Raw genomic sequence first — 24,492 nt, forward strand, 5'->3', positions numbered from 1 at the left:
CGCGCTGACGCCGGCCGGCCGCTCGCGCGGCAGCGGGGCAGCGGGCGGCGCCGTCGTGGGCACGGCCGTACGTACGGTCGTCCGCGGCTGGATCGATGTGGTGCGTTGTGGGCTGGAAACCTCCTGTCGGGAACGGATGTTCGGGCCGTACTAATTGCTCCTGGCCCGACCGGCCGTCCACCACCCGAAGGAGTCACGACCCATGACCCGCCTCCGCACCACCGGCATGGCCCTGGCCGGCGCCGCAGCGATGTTCGCCCTGACCGCGGCCCCCGCCCAGGCGGCCCCCGGGGACGTCACCACCTCCTGCGCGAGCGTGGTCACGCCCACCGGCTACGTCGACGTGAGCTGGGGGTACAGCGCGAGCTGCGGCACGCAGAGCTTCAACCCGAACATCAAGCAGATCAAGCAGCTCACCGGCCTCCCCGTCGGGACGGTCGTCCAGGCCTGCGCCTCCACCTACCAGCCCGTCGGCTGGATCCAGACCGGCTCGTACTACAGCGGCAGCTGCGTGTACGCCGCGAACGGCGGCTTCAACAACAACGCCTGGACGTTGAAGCGCGTCTCCTGACCGCCGACGCGCGGGGCGGGCGCGGAGGGTGTCCGCTCCGCGCCGTCCCGGTCAGTCGCGGACGTCCGGGACCGGCTCCGAGCTGCTGCGCTGGAGCGCGGTCTTGGAACCGGCGGCCGGGCCGAGGGCCCAGTCGGAGAGGGCCATGGAGTCGGCGTAGCGTTCCTCGTCGTTCAGCAGGACGCCGATGACCGTCTTGCCGTTGCGGTTCACCGAGAAGACGAGGCACTTTCCCGCCGCCGTGCCGGTGCCGGTCTTGACTCCGATCGCACCCGGGTAGCCGTATCCGGTGGGGCGCGGCTGCACCAGGAGGTTGGTGTTGCTCCAGGTGCCGAGGGCGGAGGTGCCGCCGCTGCTGTACGAGGTGGTCTTCACCAGGGTCTGGAACAGGGTGTTGGTCATCGCGTACCGGGTGAGCGTCGCGAGGTCGCGCGGGGTGGTGCGGTTGTTCCCGGTCGGTGAGATGCCGTCGAAGGTGTCGTAGAGGGTGTTGGTCATACCCAGCGCCTTCGCCTTGGCGTTCATCTTCGCGATGAAGTCCGCCTTGCGGGCGGCGATGGTGGAGCCCGAGCCGAACGTGTCCGCGAGCGCGTAGGCCGCGTCGCAGCCCGAGGGCAGCATCATGGCGTAGAGCAGCTGACGGACCGTCGGGGTCGCACCCGCCTTGAGCTGGGCCGAACTCGCCCCCTCCCGGTAGACGTAATCGAGGTACTCCTGTTTGACGGTGACCCTCCGGTCGAGGTTGAGGCCGGGCAGGGTGGTCACCACCGCCGCCGTCATGATCTTCGTGGTGCTCGCCATCTGGCGCCTGGTGTCGGGGGCCTTGGAGGTGAGCGTGGCCCCGGTGGACGCGTCGAGGAGGAAGGCGCCGGCGGCGGTGAGGGGCGGCGCGGCGGCGGCGTGGGCCGGCACGGACACCGTGAGCAGGGCTCCGGCGGCGACGGTGACGGCGAGTGCCCCGCGTGCGCGGCGGAGCAGATGTGTGATCAAGTCGGCCCCCGTGGTGGGAGAAGAGATGGAGGGGCGGAGCGCCGCTGCGCCCGCGCCCACCGGGAGGGTACGCAGTCGGACGCGGCCTTGGGCATACCGCTGCACCCGCGGATCCGGATCGGGCCCCCGCGGAGGCCCGTTCGCCGAAAGGGCGACCGCTGTCCGCATGAACTTTCGGGATGTCCGGACCGGGATGCCAAGGGCCCGCGCGCGCGGCCGGTACCTCTGGTCCGTCGTGACGGTGGCTGCCCGGCAGCCGGTCCTGGAACCGAGGATGAGGGAACCGCACATGAAGAACCGACTCCTGCTCGCCGGATCCGCCGTGGTGGCGGGCGTCGGCCTGTGTGCCGCGACGGCCCCCGCCGCCGCGGCGCGGGCCCCGCTGGGCATCAGCGTGGCGTGCGGTGACACCGCGGGACTCGTCACCGCGGTCAACCGGGCGAACGCCCGGCCCGAAGGCGCCACGATCACCCTGGCGGAGAACTGCGCCTACCGTTTCGAGGACGGCTACGGGAACTCGGGCACCGCCCTGCCGGCCGTCACGGGCAGGATCTCCCTCATCGGCGAGCACACGACCCTGATCCGCTCCGTACGCGGGGGAGTGCCCCGCTTCCGGATCCTCGCGGTGAACGAGCGCGGCCGGCTCACCCTGAAGGGCGTCACCGTGACCGGCGGCCACACCGACGGCGACGGCGGCGGCATCGCCAACGAGGGAACGCTGTGGGTGGAGAACAGCAAGATCGTCGGCAACCGGGCCGGTGGGGACGGCGGCGGCATCTCCAACGAGGGCGGCCAGGTCACGCTCGTCCACAGCGAGGTGCTCACCAACGTGGCCACCTCCACCGCCACTTCCGCATCGTCCGGATCCGGCCACGGCGGCGGCCTCGACAACGGCGGCACCGGCCTGCTCACGCTCAGGAAGAGCATCGTCGCGGGCAACACGGCGGACGGGGACGGTGGCGGCATCCGGAACCGGGGCACGCTGATCGTCGAGTCCAGCCACTTCAAGCAGAACGAGGCCCGCGACGCCGGCGGCGCCATCGGCAACCTGGGCTCCGCCCGGATCGAGGACAGCAGGCTCCTGGAGAACCGTGCGGGCCTCGACGGCGGAGCTGTGGACAACGGCGGGATCGCGACGCTGGAAGTCCACGGGACGGCCTTCACCGACAACAAGGCGGGCAGGGACGGAGGCGCCATCGGCAACGAAGGCGCCGCGATGCTGAAGGAGAGCGAGGTCGAGGGGAACCAGGCCGGCCGGGACGGCGGAGGCATCCACAACGCGCAGGAAGAGGGCTCCGTGTCCGCGCGCCTGACGCTCGACCACACGAACGTCTCGGAGAACCGCGCCGCCCGCACCGGCGGCGGCACGCACAACTCGGCCGGGGCCGAGGTGGTCCTCACGGAGAGCGACATCACCGGGAACGCGCCGGCGAACTGCGCCGGCACGGTACCCGGCTGCTCCTGACGCCGGCCCGGGGCAACCGGCTCCTCCGGGGCCGCCGTTCCGGGGCCGCCGTGCCCCGGCGCGGAACGGCGGGTTAACGTATCCCTTCATTCGAGGGGGACAGTGATGTCGCACAACACGGGGTGGGAACACCACCACCCGGGACAGCCCGCACCGCAGTGGGGAGGCGGCTGGATGCCGCCTCCGCCGCAACCGGGCATCGTACCCCTGAGGCCGCTCGGGGCGGGCGACTTGCTCGGCGGAGCCTTCTCCGCCTTCCGCCGCTGCTGGAAGCCCCTGACCGGGGTCATCCTCGGCGTACAGGGCATCGGGATCCTGCTGGTGGCCGCCGCGATCGGGTTCGCCGCCCTCGGCGCGGGCACCCGGTTCGACGCCGTCTTCGACCTCGGACCGGACGAGCGGCCCGCGGGCGCCGACGTGATGGCCCTGCTGGTGTACTTCGTACCGGCCGTGGTGCTCATGCTGGTCACCATGATGCTGGGCATGGCGCTGATCGCAGCCTTGTGCCCCGCGCTGATCCAGGAGGCGGTGCTCGGCCGCCCCACGACCGTCCGCGCGATGTGGCGGCGGTCCTGGTCCCGACTGCCGTCCGTACTCGGCGTCGTCCTGCTCATCGGGCTGATCGCGGGCGGTCCGATCATCGTCCTCTATGCGATCTGCTTCCCCCTGATCATCATGGGCACGGACGGCTCCGGCCCACCGCCCGCCGTGTTCCTGCTGTTCCTCGGCGCGCTGCTCTGGACGCCCGTGTCGGTCTGGCTCACGATCCGGTTCAGCCTCGCGCCCGCCGTGGCCGTGTGCGAGGGGCTCGGCCCCGTCGCCGCGCTGCGCCGCTCCACCCGCCTCGTCAGCGGCGGCTGGTGGCGCGTGTTCGGAGTCTCGCTGCTCGCGTACCTCATGGCGACCGTCGTCGGCTACATCATCCAGCTGCCGTTCACCCTGATCGGCATGTTCGCGCTGTTCCCGGCCATGCTGGCGGCGGGCGACGAGGGCTCGGACGCCACCACGCTGATCATCGGCATCGTCGTGTACGCGCTCTTCGTGATGCTCGGCGTGGCGATCAGCGGGGTGTTCCAGTTCGGCTACCCCCAGTTGGTCCTGTCCCTGCTCTACGTGGACCAGCGGATGCGCAAGGAGAACCTCGCCGAAGGCCTCATCGCCTCGGTCCACGCGGCTCCGGAGCCCGGCCGGGGCTGACGCCGGGCACCGCTCGCCCGCCCGGGAACAACGGTCCCGGGCGGGCCGGTTCAGTCCTGCCCGTCGAAGCTCCAGGACTCGATGTCCCGGTAGTGGATCGGCCCCGGACCGCGCCCGATGTTGCTGCCGACCAGGTGCAGGCGTTCGGCCGGCCACGGGCGGCCGGTGAAACCGGTCAGCCCGGCGGCGGCCTCCACGGCGGAGGAGTGCGCGCCCCGCCGCGACCGGGCGAGCGTCAGGTGGGGACGCAGCGGCCGTTCCCGGAAGTCGATCCCGCACTCCCGGACCAGAGCCCGCACGTCGGTGGCGAGCCCGTGCAGTCCTTCGAGCTCCCCGTCGATCCCGGTCCACAGCACCCGCTCGTCGAAGTGCCCTCCGCCGCGCAGGGCCAGCCGCAACGGCCGTCGTGCGGCCGCCAGTGCGGCGAGCGCCGGCCGCAGGGGCGGCACGGCCGCCACCGGGAGCTCTCCCAGGAACGCCAGCGTGATGTGCCAGTCCTCGATCCGGTTCCACCTCATGCGCGGGTGGGCGTGGTAGGCCGGACCCAGTTCCCGCTCCAGCTCTTCCTTCGCCTCGTCGGGCGGGGCGAGGGCGATGAACACGCGGACGGTCGGGGCCGGCGCCCGTCCGTCCGCCGGGGACTGTGTCGCATGCTCGGGCGTTTCGGTCATCTTCTGTTCCGTACGTGCGGTGCGGCCGGGGCCGGGCAGCGCGGTGCCCCCGCGTCCCCAGGCGGGGAGCCTACCGGGGCCCCCGGACCCCGTACGTGCCGGGGCCGCCCGCCGGGGGGAGCGGAGCGGTGGCCGGGTCCCGCCGGTGCCCCTTCCGTCCTGGGACGCCGACGGCTATTGCTTGACGCGACACGGCGGCGGGGGAGGACGGTGCGCGATGACACGACCGGCGAACACCAGCGGGAACGGCATGCGGCACGGCGGAGAGGGAGGCCGGGAGGCGGACCGGGAGGAGGACCGGGAGAAGGCGCCGGACGGGCCCGCGATGACGTCGTTCGACGAGATCTACGACCGGCCGGACCCGAGGGACTTCTTCCGCGGCCTCGGCCGCTGGCGGTACCGGACCCCGCACCACGCGCAGGACGTCTTCCGCCGCCTGACCGCCGCACGCCGCCGGGCCGCCGCCTCCGGGCCCCCCGCCGTCCTGGACATCTGCTGCTCCTACGGGATCAACGCGGCCCTCCTCAACCACGACCTGACCCTGGACGACCTCTACGCCCACTACACCTCGCCGCGGGCGGCCGCGCTCACCACCGCGGAGCTGATCGAACGGGACCGCGCCTTCTACGCGGCCCGGCGGCGCCCCGACGCCGTGCCGGTGATCGGGCTCGACCCGGCCGCCGGCGCCATCGCCTACGCGTGCTCCGTCGGCCTGCTCGACGAGGGGTTCGCCGTGAACCTGGAAACGGAGCCTCCCGGCGCCCGCCTCCTGGCCGCCGTACGCCCGGTGGGGCTGATCACCATCACCGGCGGTGCGAGTTTCCTGTCCCCCCGCACCTTCCGGCCGCTCCTCGGCGCCGCGCGGGAGGAGGTGTGGGTCGCCGCGTTCGTCCTGCGCACCGGCTCGTACCGGACCATCGCCGACGGGCTGGCACCCTTCGGGCTGATCACCGAGAAAGTGGCGGAACCCACCTACCCGCAACGCCGGTTCACGAGCGCCACCGAGCAGCGGCACGCCGTCGACGCGGTGACCGCCCTCGGTGAAGACCCCCGCGGCAAGGAGGACGCCGGCTGGTTCCACACCGCCTTCCACCTCTCGCGGCCCTCACCGGACACCACGGCCGTCCCGCTCTCCACCTTCCTGCGCGACGTCTGACCCGGCGCCGGGCCCGCCGGCCCGCCTGCGCCCCGGACGGACGATGGCATGATCGGCCCGTGATCAACGAGCGCAACGGGCCCACCGGCCGCCGGACCCACGTCCTGTTCGACGTCGACGGCACACTCATCGACGCCCTGGACAACCAGCGCCGCGTCTGGCGGACGTGGGCAGAGCGCCACGGACTGGATCCCGACGAGGTCCACCGGGTCGCCCTGCGGACACGGCCCGTGGAGACCTTCGCTCAGGTCGCTCCGGACCGCGATCCGCGGGCGTGCCTGGCGGCCCTGCACGAACTGGAGGACGAGGACGTCCGGTCCGGCGCCTACACGGCGTTCGACGGTGCGGCCGAGCTGCTCTCCCGTCTGCCGTCCGGATCCTGGGCGTTGGTGACCTCGAACTACGAGCACCGGGTGCGCGGCCGCTTCGCCCGGACCGGCCTGCCCGTCCCGGCCCTGATCGTGGACGCGGCCGCCGTCGAGGAGGGCAAACCCTCTCCGGCCCCCTACCTCGGTGCCGCCGCCCGGCTGGGCGCGGACCCGGGGGACTGCCTGGTCGTCGAGGACGCGCAGTCGGGAGTGCTGTCGGGACTGCGTGCCGGGATGACGGTGTGGGGCGTCAACACCCCGGCCGCGGTGGAGGGGGCACACCGCCACTACCCGACCCTGCGCGAAGCCGTCCCCGACATCCTCGCGTTCGCCTCCGGAGCGCGCGGGCAGGCGCCGCGCCCCGCACGGTAGCCCGCCGGCCGCCCGCGGGGCGGCTCAGCCCGTGAAGAGGGCCGTGAGATGGGCGCCGTCCCCGTCGGGCACACCAACATCCCGACCCTGATCCTCCCCGGGATGCACACGCGCAGCGAGGTGTTCGGGGACACGGTCAACCCCTGGGACCCCGCCCGGCCCCCGGCGGAAGCAGCGGGGGCGAGGGGGTGACCGTCGCCACCGGCATGGCGACCCTCGGGCTCGGCAACGACTCCGGCGGATCGGTGCGCATCCCCGCCCGGTTCTGCGGGGTGGCCGCGCTGAAGCCGACCACCGGCGCTTCCCGGCCGACCGGCGCGTCCTCGGCCCGGACGACCCCGGTCCCGCCTCCCGGTTCCTGGTCACCGACGGCCCCCTGGCCCGCAGTGTCGCCGACCTGCGGCCGGCCTACGAGGTGCTGGCCGGCCCCGATCCGCGCGACCCGCAGGGTCAAGGAACGGCTCGGGAGCCCGGCCCCGATCGATCCGCGGTAGCGGCTCCCGGCGGAGGCCGCGCTCCTACGGGTACCGGCCCCGGCCGGTCAGTGCGGGAGGTCGACCGACACGTACGGCGCCAACGCCCGCAGGAAGTCCGCCGCGTCGAACACGGCGCCCGCCGAGGCCACGCCCGTGGTCCGCGTCCGGCCGCTCAGGAGGCGCTGGACGGCCTCCACCGCCAACGGGGCGGTGACCGCGTAGATGTCCTGCCCGCGGGCCGCGGCCCGCCGCTCGACGCCGTCCGCGCGGACCAGCACGTCGACGGCGAAGAGCTGGTCCGAGCGCCCCAGCGCGTCCACCGCCTCGGGGGCGGGCGTGTCCTGTGCGGCCAGGTCCCCGGCCGCCTCGACGCTCATGTACGTGCGCACGTCGGGCACCTCCAGGTGGCTCGGCACGGTGACGACATCGGCCATCGTGAACTCCGCGATCACCGACCGCCGCCCGAGCGGCTCCGGGAAGTCCCAGTCCACCACCCGCGGTTCGTCGTCGTGGTACCGCAGCGCGCCGTCCGCGAAGCGCACCCGACGGCCGGCGCGGCGCTCGTGCGACACCGCGCCGGCCGCCCGCGTGCCCTCCGTGGGGTGCCAGCTGCTCAACCCGTACGCCACGTGCACCTCGTCAGCAGCCGTCCGCCCTTCCAGGGCCGCGGTCACCAGGAGGTCGCCCAGACCGCCGTAGAACGCCATCGCCGGCACCACCGCCACCCCGGCCTTCCGGGCGGCCTCCGCGTGGTCGGCGAACGTGGCGGCGTTCGCCTCGATCTCCGCCGCCACGTCCAGGTACGGGATCCCCGCGCGCAGCGCCGCCTCCACCACCGGGCCGGCCGTCACCGCGAACGGCCCGGCGCAGTTGACGACCGCCGCCGCACCCGCCAGGGCCCGGTCCAGGGAGTCCGGATCGTCCACGGCGGCCGGCCGCACCACCACCCCGTCCCACTCGGCGGCCAGCTCCTCCAGGCGCGCCGCGTTCCGCCCCGAGACCACCGCGGCGAGGCCGCGCCTCAGGAGTTCGGCCACGACGAAACGCCCCGTGTGCCCGGTCGCCCCGTACACCACCACTGCCGCCGCTGTGCTCATGGTTCCCCCTGCTCTCGTTCTGCCGATGCGGTAAGTCTCGTCGCGGGGGGAGTCGGGGTGTGATGGTCCGGAACGACACCACCCGTACAATTTCGGACATGCCCACTGTCGCGCTGCTGGCCGCTGGTGACCTGCTCCACTTCGAACTGGGGGTTGCCTACGAGATCTTCGGGAATCCCCCGCGCGAGGCCACGGACGGCTGGTACGACGTACTGCTCTGCGGTCCGGGGCCGGTACGGGTCGGGCCGTTCCGGGTCGAGCCGGACCACGGGCTGGAGCGCCTGGCCGCCGCCGACACCGTGATCGTGCCCGCGTGCGCCGACATCGACGTCCCGCCGTCCCCGGAACTGGTCGAGGCCGTACGCGCGGCCCATCAGGCGGGTGCCCGGGTGGCCTCCCTGTGTACGGGGGCGTTCCTGCTCGGCGCCGCCGGCCTGCTGGACGGCCGCCGGGCCACGACCCACTGGGCGCACGCCGAGGAGCTGAGCGCACGTCATCCCCGGGCCGTGGTCGACCCGGACGTGCTGTACACGGACAACGGCAGCGTCCTCACGGCGGCGGGGAAGGCCGCCGCCGTCGACCTCTGCCTGCACCTGGTCCACCTCGACCACGGCGCGCTCGTCGCCAACTCCGTGGCCCGGCGCCTCGTCATGCCGCCCCACCGGCCGGGCGGGCAGGCCCAGTTCGTGGCCTCGCCGGTGCCGGTGAAGGGCGACCACGTGCTGGCCGGCCTGCTCGCCTGGGTCCTGGAGCGGCTGGACCGGCCGCTGACCGTGGCCGACATGGCCCGCGAGGTGAACACGAGCCCGCGCCACCTCGGCCGGCAGTTCCGGTCGGTGACCGGGCAGACGCCCCTGCAGTGGCTCCTGACCCAACGGGTGCGGCGTGCGCAGGAGTTGCTGGAGGCCACCGGCATGAGCGTCGAGTCGGTCGCCCTCGCCACCGGGATGGGTACCGCGACCACGCTCCGCCGCCAGTTCAAACGCACCGTCGGGGTCCCGCCGGACACCTACCGCCGCTCGTTCCGCAGCGCCAACCCCTCGCACACCCCATAGCCGCCCGTACACCGTGCTTCACGTGAAAGGGTGCAGAAGTGATGAGGTGATGAGAACGGCCGCAACGGGGGGCTTCCCGTGCCGAGATGGTCCATCCCGGGTACCTCGCCCCGGGCCGACACCCCGATTTCGTGACAGTGATCGTTGCTCTCTGGTGGGCGCCGGTTCCGACGTGTAGCGTCTGCGGCAGCTGTCGTGGTTCGCAGTACCTGCCCGCGCCCTGGCGTGGGCGTTTTGCTGTGCAGTGCAGGACCAGGGCGATCACCTCCGGGTCCGCGCGGTGCGGATCCGACATCGACTGAGAGGCACGGCCATGGCCAGCGGCATCGTGAAGTGGTTCAACTCCGAAAAGGGCTTCGGTTTCATCGCGCAGGACGGCGGCGGTCCGGACGTCTTCGCGCACTACTCCAACATCAACTCCACCGGCTACCGCGAGCTCCAGGAAGGCCAGGCCGTGACCTTCGACGTCACGCAGGGCCAGAAGGGCCCGCAGGCGGAGAACATCACCGTCGCCTGACCTCGGTCGCAGGCACACCCAGCCGCCCCGGAGCACCTGCTCCGGGGCGGTTTCGGTGCCGGGGTCCTACCGGAGCCCGGTGACCGGGAGCTCCCGCAGGGCGCGGAACCTGAAGGTGCTGTGCCAGCGGAGCCGGTCCGCCCGGCAGGCCGGCCGAAGGTCCGGGAAGCGGTCCACGACCGCCCCCAGGGCCAGCGTGAGCTGCAGCCGGGCCAGGGGCGCCCCCAGGCAGTGGTGCATTCCGTGTCCGAGCGCGAGGTGGGCCTTGTCGGCGCGGTCGATGTCGAAGCGGTCCGGGTCCGGGTAGCGGTCCGGGTCGCGATGGGCGGAGGCCAGGGCGAACAGCACGGTGTCCCCCGCCGGGATCCGTACGCCGCCGATCTCCACCGGCTCCGTGGGGAACCGGCGGATCGCCGTCTGGTTGGGGCTCGTGTACCGCAGGAGCTCCTCGACCGCGTCCGCCGTGCGCGCGGGTTCGGCCCGCAGGCGGGCCAGCTGCTCGGGGTGGTCGAGGAGGGCGAGCACGCCGGCGCTGATGACGTGCTGGACGTTCTCGCTGCCCGCCCCCAGGATCAGGAAGGCGAGCGAGACGAGTTCCTCCTCGGTGAGCCGGTCCCCCTCGTCGCGGGCCGTGATCAGGTCCGAGAGGAGGTCGTCGCCGGGGCGGGCGCGCCGCACGGCGACGAGGTCGACCAGGAAGCGGTGGACCTCGCCGATGGAGCGCACCAGTTCCTCGCGGGAGCCCGGGGAGAGCATCGCGGAGATCCAGCCGGAGAACCGTTCCCGGTCGTCGGACGGGACGTCGAGCAGGGAGCCGATGACCCGCAGTGGAAGCGGCCGGGCGAACTCCGCCACCAGGTCGGCCTCGCCGCCGCCGTCGAGCAGCCCGGCGAGGTGCGTGGTCCGCTCGTCGACGGCGGCCCGCACGGTGTCGCGCAGCCGGTCCACGTGCCGGGGGGTGAAACCGTGGGCCACCAGCCGGCGCAGGCGCAGGTGGTCCTCGGGTCCGACGTTCAGCAGGTTGCTGTCGAGCGCCGACGGCAGGGAGAAACCGCTGAAGCCCGTGGCCGAGTGCCTCTTGTCCACCGAGAGGCGCGGGTCGGACAGCCCCGCGCGGACGTCCGCCTCGCGGACCACCAGCCACACCTCGGAGCCGTCGGGCAGCGCCACCCGGTGCACCGGTCCTGCGGCGCGCAGGGCCGCGTAGACGGCGTGGGGGTCGCGTGCGAAGGGTTCTCCGAACGGCTGCGGCAGGGTGACGTCTTGCGATATCCGCGTCATGCGCGTTCCTTACGTGCCCGGGGCGGCCGGCCGCGGCCACCGGTCGGGGCCGCGGTCCGGGTGATCATGTCCATCATCGACGACGTATCCTCTTGACCGTCTCCCGCGGGGCGGGGGAGGAGCTGCGGCCCGCCGGAACGTTTTCGCGCGCGGGCCGGGACGAAGGTGCACCCGGTGACGGCCGGCACGGGCCGGGCCCGGTGCGTGACGACGGGGATGTGAACAAGACGTGGCCGCCGCGGGGGTGAGTCGTCGACGGGTGATGGGCGCCGGGTGCGGCGCGGTCGCGGCGGGGCTGGCCGGATGCTCCGGGGCGTCCGCCCCGGCACGGCGGCTGCGGTTCGCCACCGGACCCGAGGGCGGCCCGTACAACGCGTTCGGGCGGGCCCTGGCGAGGGCGGTCGCCGCGTACGGAGACCGTGGGGGCGGCCCGCCGATCCTCCCCGTGACCACCGCGGCGAGCGTGGACAACCTGCGGCTACTGGACGAGGGCACCGTCGATCTGGCCCTCGCGATGGCCGACGTGGCCGAGGACGCCGTCCTCGGCCGCGAGCCGTTCCCCCGGCCGGTCACCGGCCTGACGGCGCTGGCCCGGGTCTACGTGAACTACACGCACCTGCTGGTACCGGCGGACGGCCCGGTGCACGAGGCCGGAACCCTCGCGGGCCGGCCGGTCGCGACCGGCGCCGCCGGGTCGGGGGTGCAGGTGGTGGCGGGCCGGATCCTTGGGGCCGCCGGTCCGGACGCGGCCGCCGCGGCACCGCTCGAACGACCTCTGGGCCTGGCCGATTCCGTGCGCGCCCTGCGCGGCGGCGAGGTCGACGCGCTGTTCTGGTCCGGCGGCGTACCCACACCCGCCCTGACCGCGCTGGCACGCGAACTACCGCTCCGCTTCCTGTCGTTGGACGGCCATGTGGGGCCGCTCCGGGAACGCTACGGCCCCGTCTACACCGCCGTCACCCTTCCGGCCGGGGTGTACGGGCTCACGGAGCCGGTGGGCACCATCGGGGTCGGAAACTACCTCCTGGCCCGCGACGACGTACCGCGTGACACCGTCGAGGCGCTGCTGCGCGTGGTGTTCGACCGGTGGCGGGACCTGCTGCGCGAGGTCACGGCCGGGGTGCGGCTGGAGCCCCGGTTCGCGATCTCGACGGGAAGGGTGCCGCTGCACCCGGGCGCCGTCGCCCACTACCGTTCGGTGTACGGCTGACCGCTCACGGGGGTGGCAGCCGGAGCTCGACGGCCAGGCCGCGCGGCACGTTCGCGCCGACCGTCAGCCGGCCGCCGCCGGCCCGGGCGAGCTCGTCGGCGATGGCCAGCCCCAGCCCGCTGCCCCGCACGTTCTGGTGCTCCGGGGAACGCGCGAACCGGCCGAGCAGCGACGGCAGGTGCTCCGGCGCCACGCCGGGGCCGTCGTCGGCGACGCGTACGACGGCGTCCCCCGCGGCGGCCCGGCGGACGCTCACCTCCACGCGTCCGCCGACGGGCACGAACTTCACGGCGTTGTCGAGGAGGGCGTCCAGTACCCGGCCCACCGTGTCCGGCAGGGCCCGCACCCCCAGGGTGTCCGGGAGCCCGTGCGCCGTCAGCTCCAGTCCGGCGTCGCGGAACACCGGCCGCCAGGCCGCCACCCTGTCCCGTACCGCACGCGCGGCGTCCTGGTCGCGCAGCTCGGCCGTGCCGGACTCCACCCGGGCGAGGGCCAGCAGTCCGTCGAGCAGCTCCTCCAGGCGTTCCGCCTCGTCGAGGGCGCGCGCGTGCTCGGTGCGGCCGGGTCCGGGGGCGATGTACGGCTCGACGTTCTCCATCTGCAGTACCAGCGTGGCCAGGGGGTTGCGCAGCTGGTGGGAGGCGTCGGCGACGAAGTCGCGCTGGCGGCCGAGGGAATCGGCCAGGGCCTGCGCCATCGCGTTGAAGTGCCGCCTCAGGTGGCGCAGTTCGGGTGGCCCGGTGTCGGACACCGCCCGCGCGTGGAGGCGGCCCGCGGTCAGCCTGCCCACCGCCCGGTCGAGATCGCGGACCGGCCGCAGCAGCCAGCGCGCGATCCCGAACGCGACCAGGGCGGCCGCGGCGAAGGCGGCGAACGCCCCCACGGCGATGAGGGACCAGCGGACCGTCACGTCCCGGCGGGCCGCTCCGGTGGGCAGGGTCATCAGCACGGCTCCGCTCACCCGCTCGTCACGGCCCACCGGCTCCGCCACCACCACGGTCGCGGGCCCCCAGGGACGGATGGCCGGCAGCCGGTCGGTGGACCGGCCGGTGAGCGCGCGGGCCAGGGCGTCCGCCGCCGGCGAGGGCGTCCGGCCGGGACCACCCTCCGGGGCAGCGGCCGCACCGGCCCGCGCGACCGTCCCGCCGGCCGTGTCGACGACGGCCACCGAAGCCCCGTAGAGCTGCGCGTACCGGTCGATCTCGTCGGACAGCTCGCGGCGGTCGGCGGCGGTGCGCATCCGCTCGGCGAGATCCGCGAACCGTACGGCCTCCGAGCGGCGTTGCAGCAGCAGGTGTTCGGTCCGCCCGCGCGCGTAGGCGTCGGCGAGGGGCAGGCAGAGCAACAGGGTGGCCGCGCCCATGAGCACCAGCAGCACGGCCAGGAGCCGCCGCCTCACCGGGCGCGGTCCGCCTCGCCGTGGGCCGTGCCAGGGGCCCCGTCGCCCGCCGGGCTCCACGCTCCGTCCCGAGGGCCGCCGTCGCCGTCGCCGTCGCCGCCGCCGCCGCCGCCGGTGGCGGCAGCGGGGCGGCCGAGCCGGTACCCGTACCCGCGGACGGTGCGCACCAGTCCGGAGCGGCCGGTCTTGGCGCGGATGCCCGCCACGTGGACGTCCAGGGAGCGGGAGGCGCCGAGGAAGGCGTCCCCCCAGATCCGGTCCATGATCTCCTCGCGGGAGTGCACCTCGTCCGGGCGTCCGGCCAGGAAGGCCAGTACGTCGAACTCGCGCCGGGTCAGCCGGACCTCGACTCCCGCGACCGTCACCGTCCGGCCCGCCGGATCCACCTCGACGTCCCCGGCGCGCACGGGACGGTGGTGGTGGTCGCCGTGCCCGGCGTCGGCGTCCCGGCCGGTGCGCCGGTCCGTGCGGCGGCGCACGGTGTCGATGCGCGCCATCAGCTCGGCCATCCGGAACGGCTTGACGACGTAGTCGTCGGCGCCGGCCCGCAGTCCCTGCACGATGTCGCGCTCCCCGCAGCGCGCGGTCACCACGATCAGCGGGGCGTCGCACACGGTGCGCAGCCGCCGCAGGAGTTCGAGTCCGTCCAGGTCGGGCAGGCCGAGGTCGAGCAGGACGAACTCGGCCTCGCGCAGGTGCAGCAGGGCGTCCAGGGCCCGGCCCACCCGGCGGACGGTGTGGCCGCGCTGGGCGAGGGCGGTGCCGAGGGCCCGGGCCATCCGGTCGTCGTCCTCGACGAGAAGCGCGTGCATGGCCGGTTCCCCTCACCCGATGACCCGTGCCGTGGCCGGGGGCAGCAGCCTACGGGAGCGGCCGCCCCGGGTCACCGGCGCGGGTCAGCGTGCGGCCCCCACCGACGGGGCCCGGGACCCCCCGCTGTCCGGCCGGTCACGGGCATCGGCTTCGGCATCGGCCTCGACCTCGGCGCGGCTGAGTGCGGCACCGCGGGTGTCGGGCATCAGGAGGTAGGTGACCAGGGAGACCAGCGCGCACCCGGAGACGTACCAGAAGAACAGCTTCTCGTGGCCTGCGCTCTTGAACCACAGCGCCACGTACTCGGCCGTCCCGCCGAAGAGCGCGTTGGCGATGGCGTACGGCAGCGCCACACCGAGGGCCCGGACCCGGGTCGGGAACAGCTCGGCCTTGACCGCGGCGTTGATGGAGGTGTAGCCGGTGACGATCACCAGCGCCAGGAGGGACAGACCCAGGGCGGACCAGTACGAGGACGCCGACCCGAGGGCCGTCATGATCGGGTACGTGCCGACGGTGCAGCCCACGGCGAAGGTGATCAGCAGCGGGCGCCGCCCGATCCGGTCGGACAGCATTCCGGCGAAGGGCTGCAGTACGGCGAAGAGGGTGAGCGCGGTGAAGCTGACGAGGGTGGCGGTCGTCTTCGCCATGCCCGCGCTGCCGACCAGGTACTTGGTGAGGTAGGTGGTGTACGTGTAGTAGGCCACGGTCCCGCCGAGGGTGAGTGCCATGACCAGTCCGGCCTGCCGGCGGTGCTGCCACAGGACCTTGAGGGTGCCCCGCGTGCTGTCGTCCCCGGCGTCATCCCCCTGCGCCGCCTGCTCGGTGAAGGCGTCGGTCTCCTGGAGGCGCCGCCGGATCCAGAAGACGACGGCCGCGAACAAGGCGCCGAGGACGAAGGGGATCCGCCACCCCCAGCTCTCCAACTGGGCCGTGGTCAGCGTGTGCTGCATCGTGATGAGGATGCCCAGCCCGAGCAGCTGGCCGCAGGTCATCGACACGTACTGGAAGGAGGAGCCCAGGCCGCGCCGGTTCCGGGCGGAGGCCTCGGTGAGGTAGGTGGCGCTGGCGGCGTACTCGCCGCCGATGCTCATGCCCTGGAGCAGGCGCGCGAGCAGCAGCACCAGGGCGCCGAAGTAGCCGGCCTGTCCGTAGGTCGGGGCCACGGCGATGAGCAGGGCGGCCACCGACATCATGGTGACGGTGAGCGTGAGCGCGCTCTTGCGCCCGCGCCGGTCGGCGGCGCGGCCGAGGATCCACCCGCCGACGGGGCGCATGAGGAAGCCGACGGCGAAGATCCCGGCCGTGTTCATCAGCTGCGTGGTCGGGTTGTCGCCGGGGAAGAAGGAGTCGGCGAAGTAGATCGCGAAGCTGGCGTAGACGAACCAGTCGTACCACTCCACGAGGTTGCCGAGCGAGCCGCCGATCAGGGCCGTACGCCGCTTCCTGCGGAGGTCGGCGTCCTGCGGCAGCGGCGGGGGCGGTGCGGGTACCGCGGTGGACGAGGGCATGACGCCTCCAGTGAGAGGTCCCCGACAGGGGACGGGGGAGGGGCCCCGCCGGTGGGGAGTGTCCAGAGCATGCGTCCGCGGCCGCCCCCGTACAACGTCCGGCCCGCAGATCTAACGTCCCGCTAAGAAAGGAAGGCACGGAACGGCGCGGTGCGCGGGAGCGGACCCCTCGGCCTCACATTCGGTGGGCCTGCGTCGTCGGACCTCCGGGACACCGACGATGGATCTACGAGGGGACCGGGCCATGGCCACACAGATGACGACAGGACGACGCGGCCTCACGTTCGTGCGGACGGCGATCGCCCTGCAGACCTCGGCCGTCTTCTTCCAGGCGGCCACCGCCGGGCTGCTGCTCGCCACGTCGTACGGCGAGCTGCTGCACGGTGTCGGAGCACGCGTGATGTACGGCGCGTCGATGCTCTACCTGCTCGCCGCGATCCTGGCCTGGCGGCCCGGCGGCGGTCCGTTGCGCCCGGTCCTGCACGCGTCCGGATTCCTCGTCCTGGCCTCGGTGCAGGTGGTGCTCGGCATCGCGCACGTTCCGTCGGTCCATGTCCCCCTGGGCGTCCTGATGTTCGGCCTGAGCCTGCTGGACCTGGGCCGGGCCGTGCGGGCCCGTCCGTAGGCGCCGCGCGGAATCGGGAGGATGCTGGTAACGGCGTTACCTCTGGGTTATGTTGTTACCCATGACCACGCTCTACCAAGACGCCCTGCGGGCCGGTCAGGAAGCCGCACGGACCGCCGTTCTCGACCGCGCCATCGGATTGCTGGTCGAGGAGGGCACCGCCGCCCTGACCATCCGGCGGATCGCCACCGAGATCGGCACCTCGACCAAGGTCCTCTACACCATGTTCGGCGGGAAGGAGGGCCTGGCCGACGCCCTGTACCGGGAGGGCTTCGCACGGCTGCGCCGAGCCCAGGAACAAGTCCCGCCGACCGACGACCCGTTGGCCCACCTCGACAACCTCGGTACGGCCTACCGGGAGCACGCCCTGGCAGAGCCGGCCTACTACCGCGTCATGTTCGAACGGGCCATCCCCCACTACACCCCCGGCGCCGAGGCCCTCGCCATCGCCGGGACCGCCTTCGACACCTCGGCCGCGGCCGTCGCCGCCTGCATCGACTCCGGGGCGTTCCGGCCGGACGGCGACGCCCACGAGATCTCGAAACTGCTCTGGGCCGCCGCGCACGGCGCGGTGAGCCTCGAACTCGCCGGCCACTTCCCGCCCGACACCGCCGCCCACCGCTACACCACCCTCATGACCGCGCTCGGCCAGGCCTTCCTCGCCCCGCCGGCCCCGTCCACCGACCCGGAACGGACCCCCCGATGACACCCGCGACGACGCGTACGACGACCAACCGCTACCTCTCGGGGAACTTCGCGCCCGTCACCGAGGAGACCACCGCCCACGACCTGCCCGTCACCGGCCGCATACCCGACCACCTCAGTGGCCGCTACCTGCGCACCGGCCCCAACCCGCTGGGCATCGAGGACGCCGCCACGCACCTGTGGACCCTCGGGGAAGGCATGGTCCACGGCGTCCGCATCCGCGACGGCCGCGCCGAGTGGTACCGCAACCGCTGGGTCCGCTCCACCTCCGTCGCCGACCGGCTCGGCGAACCGCGCCGCGGCGCCCCCGTCGACCCGCGGACGGACTTCGCCCCGAACGTGCAGGTGGCAGGCCTGGCCGGCCGCACGTTCGCGCTCATCGAGGGCGGGTTACGCCCGTACGAACTCACCTACGACCTGGACACGCTCGGCCCCTGCGACCTCGGCGCGACCCCCGAGGGCTACAACGCCAACGCCCACTCCCTCTTCGACCCCCGCACCCGCGAGCTCCACTCGCTCGCCTTCCGCTACGGCTCCGAACACGTCCAGCACATCGTGATGGACGACACCGGCACCGTGCTGCGCGCCACCACCGTGCACACCCCCGGCAGCCCCTACATGCACGACTTCGCGCTCACCGACCACCACGTGATCCTCTTCGACGCCCCCGTGGTCTTCAGCGCGGCCCACCTCGCCACCGGGATCCCCTTCGTCTGGGACGACACCCATCCGGCGCGCGTGGGCGTGATGCCCCGCGCGGGCGGACCGGTGCGCTGGTTCCCCGTGGCCCCGAGCCTGGTCGGCCACACCCTCAACGCCCACGAGAACGGCACGGACGTCGTCGTCGACCTCGTCCGCCACCCCGAGGGCTTCGACATCCGCGACTTCGGCACCAGCCGCCCCACCCTCCACCGCTGGACCATCGACCTCGCCGCGGGAAAGGTCCGCGAGGAGCGGCTGGACGACCGCATCCAGGAGTTCCCCCGTGTCAACTCCCGCTTCACCGGGCTCCCGTACCGGTACGGCTACGCCGCCGCGGTCGAGCTGTACGCCCCGCCGGCCGGCCCCGGGGACCAGCGTCCCGACGCGGGCTTCAGCAACGCGCTCCTCAAACACGACCTGTCCCGGGGCACCACCGAGGCACACGAGTTCGGACGCTTCGCCGCGGTCGGCGAGGGAGTGTTCGTCCCCGCCGAGACGCCCGGGGCCGAGGACGACGGTTACGTGATGGCGTACGTCCACAGCCCGGAGCGCGGCGCCGCCGATCTGGTCATCCTCTCCGCCCGGGACTTCACGGGGGAACCGCTCGCCCGCATCCACCTGCCCGTACGCGTCCCCCTCGGCCTCCACGGAAACTGGGTCCCGGACGAGGATCCGGCCGCGCGGACCGCCGTCCGGCCGCCGGGGGCCGTGCGCGGCTGACGGCTGACCCAAAGGGCGGGCTCCCCGGCGCGCACTCCAGAGGTGCCACGCGGCCCCCGGCCGGGGCGGTGTATGCAGGAGGGATGGACCTTGGGCGCCCGCGTGCGAGCATTCATCCGGCAGGGGAGCAGGGCCACGCGCTCCTGGCGGTCCCGCTCGCGCTGATCACCATCGTGACCGTGGTCGACATCCTGGCCCCGCCCGAGGTGCACCTCGGGCCCTTCCTGGTGGCGGCCCCGGCCATCACCGCCTCGTTCGCCGGCCCCTGGACGACCGCGGCCGTCGGCGCCGTCGCCGTCGTCGCCCAGGCGGTGACGGCGACGGTGCGCAGCAGCCTGACCGACCTGAACCACACCTTCCAGATCATCGCCCTCATCCTCATCTCCGTGATCGTGACGCTCTTCGCCCACCTGCGCGAAGTCCACGAGAAGGAGCTGATCCAGTTGCGCTCGGTCGCCGAGACCGCGCAGCAGGTGGTGCTGAGGCCGCTCCCCGAGCGGATCGGCCCGCTGCGCCTGGCCTCCGTCTACCTCGCCGCCGAGGCCGAGGCCCAGATCGGGGGAGACCTGTACGCCGTCGCCCGTACGGCCCGCGGAACGCGACTGATCATCGGTGATGTCCGGGGCAAGGGGCTGGAAGCGGTCGGGGACGCCGCCCTCGTCCTCGGCGCGTTCCGCGCCTCCGCCCACCAGGAGGCGGACCTGTCCGGGCTGGTCGCCTACCTGGACGGATCCGTGGCCCCGGGCCCGGACGGGTCACGGGTGCCCGACGGCTCCCCGGACGACCCCGGCGAGGGGTTCGTCACCGCCGCCGTCCTGGACTTCCCCGACCACGAGCGGGCCCTGCACCTCATCAACTGCGGCCATCCGCCGCCGCTGCTGTTCCGCGGTTCCCGGGTCACCGCGCTGGAGGTGGACCATCCGGCACCGCCCCTGGGCCTGGCCGGGCTGGTGGACGCGCGGGCCACCGCGCAGACCTTCCCCCTGGCGTCCGGGGACATCGTCCTGCTCTACACGGACGGGGTCATGGAGGCCCGCGACCGGGACGGGACGTTCTACCCGCTGACGGAGCGGGCCGCGGCCTGGACCGGGGCGGACCCGCACGCCCTGCTCGAGTACCTGCGCGCCGACCTGCTCGGCCACGCGGCCGGCGGCGTCCTGGGGGACGACGCGGCCATGGTGGCCATCCAGCGGCTCGGACCGCCCTGAGGCGGACGGGCAACGGCCGCCGCCCCGGCGGAACGAAGTCCACCGGGGCAGCGGCCGCGGACGCGGTACGACGGGAGGCCGGCCGTACGGAGCCGGCCGGCCTCCCGTCGTCGGCCGGTCGGCCGGTCGGCCGGTCAGTCCGTGCCGGACTCCATCGCGGCGCGGTCCAGCATCGTCTCCTCGTCGGTGGCCTCGCCGCGGGAGGCGATCGCCTCGGCGCCGCCCTCGTCCATGGCCCCGATCAGCCCGGTCGCGGCCGCCTGCGCGGCACCGATCGGCGTCGGGTGGGGAGTGCCGACCAGGCCGAGCCCCACGTACTGCTCCAGGCGGGCGCGGGAGTCGGCGATGTCGAGGTTGCGCATGGTGAGCTGGCCGATCCGGTCCACCGGGCCGAACGCCGAGTCCTCGGTCCGCTCCATGGAGAGCTTGTCCGGGTGGTAGCTGAACGCCGGGCCCGTGGTGTCGAGGATCGAGTAGTCCTCGCCGCGCCGCAGCCGCAGCGTCACCTCGCCGGTGACGGCCGTGCCGACCCAGCGCTGCAGCGACTCGCGGATCATCAGCGCCTGCGGGTCCAGCCAGCGGCCCTCGTACATGAGGCGGCCGAGGCGCCGGCCCTCGTTGTGGTACGCGGCCAGGGTGTCCTCGTTGTGGATCGCGTTGACGAGGCGCTCGTAGACGATGTGCAGCAGCGCCATGCCGGGCGCCTCGTAGATGCCGCGGCTCTTGGCCTCGATGATCCGGTTCTCGATCTGGTCGGACATGCCCAGACCGTGCCGGCCGCCGATCGCGTTGGCCTCCATCACGAGGTCGACGGCGGAGGCGAACTCCTTGCCGTTGATGGTGACCGGGCGGCCCTGCTCGAACCCGACCGTCACGTCCTCCGTGGCGATCTCCACCGACGGGTCCCAGAACCGCACGCCCATGATCGGGTCGACGGTCTCGATGCCGGTGTCGAGGTGCTCCAGCGTCTTGGCCTCGTGCGTGGCGCCCCAGATGTTGGCGTCCGTGGAGTACGCCTTCTCCGTCGAGTCCCGGTACGGCAGCCCGTGCGCGAGCAGCCACTCGGACATCTCCTTGCGGCCGCCGAGCTCGGTGACGAAGTCGGCGTCCAGCCAGGGCTTGTAGATCCGCAGGTGGGGGTTGGCGAGCAGCCCGTACCGGTAGAACCGCTCGATGTCGTTGCCCTTGAAGGTGGAGCCGTCGCCCCAGATCTGCACCCCGTCTTCGAGCATCGCGCGCACCAGCAGCGTGCCGGTCACGGCACGTCCCAGCGGCGTGGTGTTGAAGTACGGGCGCCCGCCCGACCGGATGTGGAACGCGCCGCACGCGAGCGCCGCCAGGCCCTCCTCGACGAGGGCGGCACGGCAGTCGACGAGCCGGGTGATCTCGGCGCCGTACGCGGAGGCGCGGCTGGGCACGGAAGCGATGTCGGGCTCGTCGTACTGGCCGATGTCGGCGGTGTACGTGCAGGGGACGGCGCCCTTGTCGCGCATCCAGGCGACGGCGACCGAGGTGTCGAGCCCGCCGGAGAAGGCGATGCCGACGCGCTCGCCGGCGGGAAGGGACGTGAGGACTTTAGACATGGGAAGATTATGCAGCACCTCGCATGTTCATGCAACGCGGCGTCGGGGCGGACTTTCCGGAACCGGTCCGCGGGGGCCGCCGCGGACCCGTGCGTGCCTGGTCGGAGCCCCGGACGCACGGGCCCCTCGTACATGCGTCCCCGCGACCGGCGTGACGCGGCCGAACGCGGGCTCGACCACCTGGGCCGGTCCTACGGGACCAGGCTGGGCGCCGTGTATGCCGCCCGGTTCCCCGAGCGCACCGGCCGCATGCTGCTCGACGGGGTCGACACCCTCTCCGATCCCCTCGCCGACCAGGAACCGGAGACCGCGCGGCCGGCAGATCGCCTACGACGCCTTCCCCGACCGGTGCACCCGCCGGCCGGGCTGCGTGCACGAGGGCGACCCCGCGACCCCATACGCGGGGACCGAGGAGACGGCCCGGCTGCCCGGCCCGCGCGCCCCCACCATCGACGGGCCCCGCCGCCGGACGGGGGGCGGCCCCGCGCGGGCGCCCGGCGGGGGCTAGCGTGTGCGCACATGGCCGATGTCTTCGAACTCATGCTGGCGCTGGACCTGCGCGCCGACCTGCCGGAACCCGAACTCGCCGAACTCCGCTGGCACCTCGGTCTGGGCCCGGTACCGCAGGCGCTCCGCATCGTGACCGAGTTCCCCTGGGTGGTGGAGGACGACGAAGGGCGGCCCGTCGTCGAGGACCACCCCGAGCCCCTGCTCGCCCAGCGGGGCGAGGCGTACGCGATCGGTGGCGCCCTCGTCTCGCTGCTGCTCCCCCGGGAGCGCACCGGACGCGGCGCCTGGGCCCTGACCAGCCGCCAGGAGATCCACCCCGACGGATTCGAACGCACCGGTCAACTCCTCGCCTGGCTCGCCACCGCGGCGGCCGACGCCCACCGTCGCCAAGACGGCGGCGTCGGCCTGGGCTGGACCCGCTTCCACGAGGAGCATCAGCCCACCCCCCTGACGGTCCGGGACGGCGTGGTCGTCCGGCCCTCCTGAGCCGTGGCCCGGGGCGGGCCCGCGGTCACGACGCGGACGCGGGCCCGCCGGGGTCGTTGGGGTGGGACTCGACGGGGGTGACGACGTGGGTCATCCACGCCCGCAGCGGCAGTGTGCCGAGCACCTTCTCGCGCAGCGCGGCCTCGTCGGCGGCCCGCCACAGACCGATGCTCCGCAGCTCACCGACCGGGCGCCACAGTCGTACGAGGTGTCCCGCCGCGGCCAGCTCCCGAGCCCGCACCGCTTCGGCGGCGCGGCGCTCGTCCACGAGGGCAGGGTCGGTGCCCTCGGGGACGGTGGTGGTGATCTCGACCAGGAACTCGCGCATGCTCCCTCTTCCTCCGCAGGACCGCCGGCCAACAGGCTACGGCCGCCCCGGCCGGCGCGCGTGCCGACGGGTACCGGCCGTCCGGGGGAGAGCCTCGCGTCGCGACCGCCACCGCCCGTTGCCCGGCCCGCCTCCACTCCCGTCCGGGCCCGGCGGATCCGGTCGGTGCCGCACCTCTTGACGGATGGTCTGGACCAACTTTACGTTGTGGCGCACCGGGCCGTGCCCGCCGCCGGGCCCCGTCCCGCCGCCGACCGCTCTCGCGGCCCGCTCCGCATCCGGCCCACCCCCGCTCCTTCCCTCCCCCCACTCAGGTCCGTCCTCCCGCCGCGGGCACCCAGGGCGCCCGCGCGGAAGCGGCACGAAGGGAGCACTCCATGATCCGCCGGACCATCTGCCTGCTCGGCGCGGGACTCGCGGCCGCGCTCCTCGCGCAATTACCCGCCGCGGCGGCACCGCCACCCGCCGCGCCCGCCGCGGCCGACACCTGCCCGGTGAAGTCCAGGCCCACGGGCAAGGTCCTCCAGGGCTACTGGGAGAACTGGGACGGCTCGGCCAACGGGGTCCACCCGCCCCTGGGCTGGATACCGATCACCGACGCCCGTATCCGCGCCCACGGCTACAACGTCGTCAACGCGGCCTTCCCGGTCATCCGTTCCGACGGGACCGTCCTGTGGGAGGACGGCATGGACACCACCGTGAAGGTGCCCACCCCCGCCGAGATGTGCCAGGCCAAACAGGACGGCCTCACCGTGCTGATGTCCATCGGCGGCGCGGCGGCCGGCATCGACCTCGGCTCCAGTGCCGTCGCGGACCGGTTCGTGGCGACGATCGTGCCCATCCTGCAGAAGTACAACTTCGACGGCATCGACATCGACATCGAGACCGGCCTCGTCGGCTCCGGCTCCATCACGCAGCTCTCCGCGTCACAGGCCAACCTGATCCGCATCATCGACGGCGTGCTGGCCCGGATGCCGGCCGGCTTCGGCCTGACGATGGCACCCGAGACGGCGTACGTCACCGGCGGCAGCGTGGCCTACGGCTCGATCTGGGGTGCGTACCTCCCGATCGTCAAGAAGTACGCGGACAACGGCCGGCTGTGGTGGCTGAACATGCAGTACTACAACGGCAGCATGTACGGCTGCTCCGGGGACTCCTACTCCGCGGGTACCGTCGCCGGCTTCAAGGCGCAGACGGACTGCCTCGACCGCGGTCTGGTCGTCCAGAACACCACCGTCAAGGTGCCGTACGACAAGCAGGTGCCGGGGCTGCCCGCCCAGCCGGGCGCCGGCGGCGGATACATGTCGCCGAGCCTGGTCTCCCAGGCGTGGAACCCCTACGGCGGCCGGCTCAAGGGGCTGATGACCTGGTCGCTCAACTGGGACGGATCCAGGAACTGGACCTTCGGCGACAACGTCCGGGCGCTGCAAGGCCGTTGACCGCTCGCCCCTTCGGGCACGGAATCCGCCCGAGGGGGCC

Annotated in this window: 23 protein-coding genes and 1 pseudogene; 15 read left to right on the plus strand and 9 right to left on the minus strand. The window is 73.5% G+C overall.

Features of this window, described 5'->3' with window-relative positions; all coding sequences use genetic code 11:
* Positions 1-202: 202 nt before the first annotated feature.
* The gene (locus tag ACEPPI_RS19435) at positions 203-571 is read left to right on the plus strand and encodes a hypothetical protein (protein WP_371680567.1); all 369 of its coding nucleotides are present in this window, start codon (positions 203-205) and stop codon (positions 569-571) included.
* Positions 572-622: 51 nt separating this feature from the next.
* Here ACEPPI_RS19435 and ACEPPI_RS19440 read toward each other — a convergent pair whose 3' ends face one another.
* Positions 623-1,561, minus strand: a complete 939-nt coding sequence (locus ACEPPI_RS19440; RefSeq protein ID WP_373916492.1) for a D-alanyl-D-alanine carboxypeptidase family protein — start codon at positions 1,559-1,561, stop codon at positions 623-625.
* 289 nt (positions 1,562-1,850) lie between these two features.
* Here ACEPPI_RS19440 and ACEPPI_RS19445 point away from each other — a divergent pair, with 289 nt between their 5' ends.
* Positions 1,851-3,026, plus strand: a complete 1,176-nt coding sequence (locus ACEPPI_RS19445) for a hypothetical protein (RefSeq protein WP_373916493.1) — start codon at positions 1,851-1,853, stop codon at positions 3,024-3,026.
* A gap of 105 nt (positions 3,027-3,131) precedes the next feature.
* A complete protein-coding gene (locus tag ACEPPI_RS19450) occupies positions 3,132-4,223 on the plus strand; it encodes a hypothetical protein (protein ID WP_373916494.1) in 1,092 nt (363 codons plus the stop codon).
* Positions 4,224-4,273: 50 nt separating this feature from the next.
* On the opposite strand, the gene thpR is transcribed toward ACEPPI_RS19450, so the two are convergent.
* Positions 4,274-4,894, minus strand: a complete 621-nt coding sequence (gene thpR / locus ACEPPI_RS19455) for an RNA 2',3'-cyclic phosphodiesterase (protein WP_373916495.1) — start codon at positions 4,892-4,894, stop codon at positions 4,274-4,276.
* Positions 4,895-5,111: 217 nt separating this feature from the next.
* On the opposite strand from thpR, the gene ACEPPI_RS19460 reads away from it, so the two are divergent.
* From ACEPPI_RS19460 to ACEPPI_RS19470, 3 genes and pseudogenes are all read left to right on the plus strand, one after another.
* Positions 5,112-6,050, plus strand: a complete 939-nt coding sequence (locus ACEPPI_RS19460) for a hypothetical protein (RefSeq protein ID WP_373916496.1) — start codon at positions 5,112-5,114, stop codon at positions 6,048-6,050.
* Positions 6,051-6,109: 59 nt separating this feature from the next.
* Entirely contained in the window at positions 6,110-6,790 is a 681-nt protein-coding gene (locus ACEPPI_RS19465; protein WP_373916497.1) for an HAD family hydrolase, read from the plus strand.
* 102 nt (positions 6,791-6,892) lie between these two features.
* Positions 6,893-7,284: pseudogene (locus ACEPPI_RS19470) on the plus strand (amidase family protein).
* Between the two features lie 47 nt (positions 7,285-7,331).
* Here ACEPPI_RS19470 and ACEPPI_RS19475 read toward each other — a convergent pair.
* Positions 7,332-8,363 carry a trans-acting enoyl reductase family protein gene (locus ACEPPI_RS19475; RefSeq protein WP_373916498.1) on the minus strand — a complete coding sequence of 344 codons (1,032 nt, stop codon included), beginning with the start codon at positions 8,361-8,363 and terminating at the stop codon, positions 7,332-7,334.
* A gap of 98 nt (positions 8,364-8,461) precedes the next feature.
* Between ACEPPI_RS19475 and ACEPPI_RS19480 the strand changes: the two genes are divergently transcribed.
* Together ACEPPI_RS19480 and ACEPPI_RS19485 are read left to right on the plus strand one after the other, a co-directional pair.
* The gene (locus tag ACEPPI_RS19480) at positions 8,462-9,418 is read left to right on the plus strand and encodes a helix-turn-helix domain-containing protein (protein ID WP_373916499.1); all 957 of its coding nucleotides are present in this window, start codon (positions 8,462-8,464) and stop codon (positions 9,416-9,418) included.
* A 313-nt stretch (positions 9,419-9,731) separates the two neighbouring features.
* Complete coding sequence (locus ACEPPI_RS19485; protein WP_030230186.1) at positions 9,732-9,935, plus strand: cold-shock protein; 204 nt, start codon at positions 9,732-9,734, stop codon at positions 9,933-9,935.
* 66 nt (positions 9,936-10,001) lie between these two features.
* Here the strand turns inward: ACEPPI_RS19485 and ACEPPI_RS19490 are convergent, their stop codons facing one another.
* Positions 10,002-11,216 carry a cytochrome P450 gene (locus tag ACEPPI_RS19490; RefSeq protein ID WP_373916500.1) on the minus strand — a complete coding sequence of 405 codons (1,215 nt, stop codon included), beginning with the start codon at positions 11,214-11,216 and terminating at the stop codon, positions 10,002-10,004.
* Between the two features lie 229 nt (positions 11,217-11,445).
* Here ACEPPI_RS19490 and ACEPPI_RS19495 point away from each other — a divergent pair, with 229 nt between their 5' ends.
* A complete protein-coding gene (locus tag ACEPPI_RS19495; protein ID WP_373916501.1) occupies positions 11,446-12,426 on the plus strand; it encodes a TAXI family TRAP transporter solute-binding subunit in 981 nt (326 codons plus the stop codon).
* Between the two features lie 4 nt (positions 12,427-12,430).
* Here ACEPPI_RS19495 and ACEPPI_RS19500 read toward each other — a convergent pair whose 3' ends face one another.
* From ACEPPI_RS19500 to ACEPPI_RS19510, 3 genes are all read right to left on the minus strand, one after another.
* On the minus strand, positions 12,431-13,825 hold the full coding sequence (locus ACEPPI_RS19500) for an ATP-binding protein (RefSeq protein WP_373916502.1): 1,395 nt from the start codon (positions 13,823-13,825) through the stop codon (positions 12,431-12,433).
* On the minus strand, positions 13,822-14,637 hold the full coding sequence (locus ACEPPI_RS19505) for a response regulator transcription factor (RefSeq protein ID WP_373916503.1): 816 nt from the start codon (positions 14,635-14,637) through the stop codon (positions 13,822-13,824). The genes ACEPPI_RS19500 and ACEPPI_RS19505 overlap by 4 nt, the downstream gene beginning before the upstream one ends.
* An 84-nt stretch (positions 14,638-14,721) precedes the next feature.
* Positions 14,722-16,146, minus strand: coding sequence for an MFS transporter (locus ACEPPI_RS19510; protein ID WP_373916504.1), 1,425 nt, complete (start codon positions 16,144-16,146; stop codon positions 14,722-14,724).
* Between the two features lie 244 nt (positions 16,147-16,390).
* Here ACEPPI_RS19510 and ACEPPI_RS19515 point away from each other — a divergent pair, with 244 nt between their 5' ends.
* From ACEPPI_RS19515 to ACEPPI_RS19530, 4 genes are all read left to right on the plus strand, one after another.
* Positions 16,391-16,771 carry a hypothetical protein gene (locus ACEPPI_RS19515; protein ID WP_373916505.1) on the plus strand — a complete coding sequence of 127 codons (381 nt, stop codon included), beginning with the start codon at positions 16,391-16,393 and terminating at the stop codon, positions 16,769-16,771.
* 61 nt (positions 16,772-16,832) lie between these two features.
* Positions 16,833-17,477 carry a TetR/AcrR family transcriptional regulator gene (locus tag ACEPPI_RS19520; protein WP_373916506.1) on the plus strand — a complete coding sequence of 215 codons (645 nt, stop codon included), beginning with the start codon at positions 16,833-16,835 and terminating at the stop codon, positions 17,475-17,477.
* Positions 17,474-18,898, plus strand: a complete 1,425-nt coding sequence (locus tag ACEPPI_RS19525) for a carotenoid oxygenase family protein (protein WP_373916507.1) — start codon at positions 17,474-17,476, stop codon at positions 18,896-18,898. The genes ACEPPI_RS19520 and ACEPPI_RS19525 overlap by 4 nt, the downstream gene beginning before the upstream one ends.
* Positions 18,899-18,981: 83 nt before the next feature.
* Positions 18,982-20,106, plus strand: coding sequence for a PP2C family protein-serine/threonine phosphatase (locus tag ACEPPI_RS19530; protein ID WP_373916508.1), 1,125 nt, complete (start codon positions 18,982-18,984; stop codon positions 20,104-20,106).
* 134 nt (positions 20,107-20,240) lie between these two features.
* On the opposite strand, the gene argG is transcribed toward ACEPPI_RS19530, so the two are convergent.
* Entirely contained in the window at positions 20,241-21,689 is a 1,449-nt protein-coding gene (gene argG / locus ACEPPI_RS19535) for an argininosuccinate synthase (protein ID WP_280916087.1), read from the minus strand.
* 519 nt (positions 21,690-22,208) lie between these two features.
* Here argG and ACEPPI_RS19540 point away from each other — a divergent pair.
* Positions 22,209-22,685, plus strand: a complete 477-nt coding sequence (locus ACEPPI_RS19540) for a hypothetical protein (protein WP_373916509.1) — start codon at positions 22,209-22,211, stop codon at positions 22,683-22,685.
* 25 nt (positions 22,686-22,710) lie between these two features.
* On the opposite strand, the gene ACEPPI_RS19545 is transcribed toward ACEPPI_RS19540, so the two are convergent.
* Positions 22,711-23,013: a muconolactone Delta-isomerase family protein gene (locus ACEPPI_RS19545; protein WP_373916510.1), complete on the minus strand. Its 303-nt coding sequence runs from the start codon at positions 23,011-23,013 to the stop codon at positions 22,711-22,713.
* 377 nt (positions 23,014-23,390) lie between these two features.
* On the opposite strand from ACEPPI_RS19545, the gene ACEPPI_RS19550 reads away from it, so the two are divergent.
* Positions 23,391-24,452: a chitinase gene (locus ACEPPI_RS19550; RefSeq protein ID WP_373916511.1), complete on the plus strand. Its 1,062-nt coding sequence runs from the start codon at positions 23,391-23,393 to the stop codon at positions 24,450-24,452.
* The last annotated feature ends 40 nt before the right edge of the window (positions 24,453-24,492 follow it).

It is taken from the genome of Streptomyces sp. AB3(2024) (genome assembly GCF_041862025.1).
In the GTDB taxonomy this organism is placed as follows: domain Bacteria; phylum Actinomycetota; class Actinomycetes; order Streptomycetales; family Streptomycetaceae; genus Streptomyces.

What these genes read in the sequence shown, in the direction of transcription:
- ACEPPI_RS19435 (WP_371680567.1), top strand. Translation starts at nt 203, where the DNA reads ATGACCCGCCTCCGCACCACCGGCATGGCCCTGGCCGGCGCCGCAGCG.
- ACEPPI_RS19445 (WP_373916493.1), top strand. Translation starts at nt 1,851, where the DNA reads ATGAAGAACCGACTCCTGCTCGCCGGATCCGCCGTGGTGGCGGGCGTC.
- ACEPPI_RS19450 (WP_373916494.1), top strand. Translation starts at nt 3,132, where the DNA reads ATGTCGCACAACACGGGGTGGGAACACCACCACCCGGGACAGCCCGCA.
- thpR (WP_373916495.1), bottom strand. Translation starts at nt 4,894, where the DNA reads ATGACCGAAACGCCCGAGCATGCGACACAGTCCCCGGCGGACGGACGG.
- ACEPPI_RS19460 (WP_373916496.1), top strand. Translation starts at nt 5,112, where the DNA reads ATGACACGACCGGCGAACACCAGCGGGAACGGCATGCGGCACGGCGGA.
- ACEPPI_RS19475 (WP_373916498.1), bottom strand. Translation starts at nt 8,363, where the DNA reads ATGAGCACAGCGGCGGCAGTGGTGGTGTACGGGGCGACCGGGCACACG.
- ACEPPI_RS19480 (WP_373916499.1), top strand. Translation starts at nt 8,462, where the DNA reads ATGCCCACTGTCGCGCTGCTGGCCGCTGGTGACCTGCTCCACTTCGAA.
- ACEPPI_RS19485 (WP_030230186.1), top strand. Translation starts at nt 9,732, where the DNA reads ATGGCCAGCGGCATCGTGAAGTGGTTCAACTCCGAAAAGGGCTTCGGT.
- ACEPPI_RS19490 (WP_373916500.1), bottom strand. Translation starts at nt 11,216, where the DNA reads ATGACGCGGATATCGCAAGACGTCACCCTGCCGCAGCCGTTCGGAGAA.
- ACEPPI_RS19505 (WP_373916503.1), bottom strand. Translation starts at nt 14,637, where the DNA reads ATGCACGCGCTTCTCGTCGAGGACGACGACCGGATGGCCCGGGCCCTC.
- ACEPPI_RS19510 (WP_373916504.1), bottom strand. Translation starts at nt 16,146, where the DNA reads ATGCCCTCGTCCACCGCGGTACCCGCACCGCCCCCGCCGCTGCCGCAG.
- ACEPPI_RS19515 (WP_373916505.1), top strand. Translation starts at nt 16,391, where the DNA reads ATGGCCACACAGATGACGACAGGACGACGCGGCCTCACGTTCGTGCGG.
- ACEPPI_RS19520 (WP_373916506.1), top strand. Translation starts at nt 16,833, where the DNA reads ATGACCACGCTCTACCAAGACGCCCTGCGGGCCGGTCAGGAAGCCGCA.
- ACEPPI_RS19525 (WP_373916507.1), top strand. Translation starts at nt 17,474, where the DNA reads ATGACACCCGCGACGACGCGTACGACGACCAACCGCTACCTCTCGGGG.
- ACEPPI_RS19530 (WP_373916508.1), top strand. Translation starts at nt 18,982, where the DNA reads ATGGACCTTGGGCGCCCGCGTGCGAGCATTCATCCGGCAGGGGAGCAG.
- argG (WP_280916087.1), bottom strand. Translation starts at nt 21,689, where the DNA reads ATGTCTAAAGTCCTCACGTCCCTTCCCGCCGGCGAGCGCGTCGGCATC.
- ACEPPI_RS19540 (WP_373916509.1), top strand. Translation starts at nt 22,209, where the DNA reads ATGGCCGATGTCTTCGAACTCATGCTGGCGCTGGACCTGCGCGCCGAC.
- ACEPPI_RS19545 (WP_373916510.1), bottom strand. Translation starts at nt 23,013, where the DNA reads ATGCGCGAGTTCCTGGTCGAGATCACCACCACCGTCCCCGAGGGCACC.
- ACEPPI_RS19550 (WP_373916511.1), top strand. Translation starts at nt 23,391, where the DNA reads ATGATCCGCCGGACCATCTGCCTGCTCGGCGCGGGACTCGCGGCCGCG.